Origin of the sequence: Rothia sp. HMSC075F09 (assembly GCF_001810515.1) — a bacterium.
Classification (GTDB): Bacteria; Actinomycetota; Actinomycetes; order Actinomycetales; family Micrococcaceae; genus Rothia.
On sequence record NZ_KV801766.1, the window covers coordinates 1 to 1428 of the forward strand.

At 46.1% G+C, this 1428-nt stretch carries 1 protein-coding gene; it reads left to right on the top strand.

Annotated features, from left to right (window positions below; translation table 11 throughout):
- Positions 1 to 130: 130 nt before the first annotated feature.
- Positions 131 to 1428, top strand: a 1298-nt coding sequence (locus HMPREF2749_RS00560; RefSeq protein ID WP_141747345.1) for an ATP-binding cassette domain-containing protein, incomplete at its 3' end; no start/stop codon positions are given.

The window sequence follows — 1428 nt, forward strand, 5'->3', positions numbered from 1 at the left end:
GGGTGTGTGGTGGAGCAAGGAACCTACCGGGAGCTACTGAAGGCAGAGGGAAAGTTTATGGAAATTTTCAAAAATCAGATCTCTGAAGATTCTGCAGGGCGCAAAACTTCCGCTGAAAGGGACTATAAAGATGCGTAAGATTATGGCTAATACTGTTTGGTCCGTGGTTTATGCTTTCAAAAATCACCCCGTATGGACCGTTTCCTATCTAGTGTCTGTTGTGTGCCTATCACTATTCCCTGCTCTGCAGATGGAGGCTGTCACTAGACTTGTTGAGCATTTGGGTCAGAGCCAGGATGAAGTGCTTCCGCTAGCTCTGGGGGTTAGTTTTGTGCTGGCAGGATACATTGCCCTGGGACAAGCATCAGACTCTCTGCGTATGATTCTAAATTCTCGAATGTCAAGTACAGGTATTCAGAATGTATCTTCTCGTCTGGCGACTTGTTCTTCTCAGGAAATCGCGAGTGGTGATTATGCTCGCTCATCAAGGGCAGCTCATGAAGCTGTGACAGGGGGGAGCCTAGGATCTCAAGTTTCTACTATGGGTGCTCTGATATTCATCATTTTTTCGACGGGAGCCCTTAGTTATTCCGTAGGAAAGATCAATGTATATGCTTCACTCTGCATGCTTGCAGGTATGATTCCTGTTGCCTTGATGTCACATCTCTATTCGAGTAAAAATGCTGAGGCAATGGAAAAAATATATTCATATAGCTACAACGCATGGCATAGCACTAACCAGATTGCACAAATAACTACTGCTCGTGAGCTTGCAATTCTTAATGCTCGGTCGTTCTTTGCGCGTCGCGCTAATCAAGAACGGAAAAAATCCGGTGAGGAGGAAATTGGCCTAGCTCGTTACATCCTCAGAATATATACAATTGTTGGTTTTATAAGCGCTGCATTGCTAGCTTTAGCCCTTATTTTTCTAGCGGCCTCGGTGCCGGCTCCCGGCGTTCTTGCTGGAGCTGTTATAGGTATTACCTCAGCTATAGTCTCGCTTGGCTCGATGGGAAGCGACCTTAGCTCGATGGCGGCGGGGTCAAACGCAATTGATGTATATCGAAAGTTTATTTCTAGCGCACAGCCCGGGCAGAAAAATCCGATTGCCGATACCTACCCTGAAATCTCCAGCGTTTCCATCAGGAATCTTGCTATCCAGTACCCAAAAGCTGATTCTTTCGCTCTTAAAAACATCAATCTCACTTTTGGTCCCGGGCAGATGATTGGTATTGTCGGCCCCAATGGATCGGGAAAGACAACCCTAGTAAATGCACTCATGGGCATGCTTAAGCCTTCCAAAGGAGACATCCTCATTGGAGATAAGTCGGTACAGGACATATCACCTGATGACTTGTTGGCAAATGTTGGTTTGGTGAGTCAAGACTACGGACGCTATGAACTGACTGTGCGTGAAAATCTTCTTCT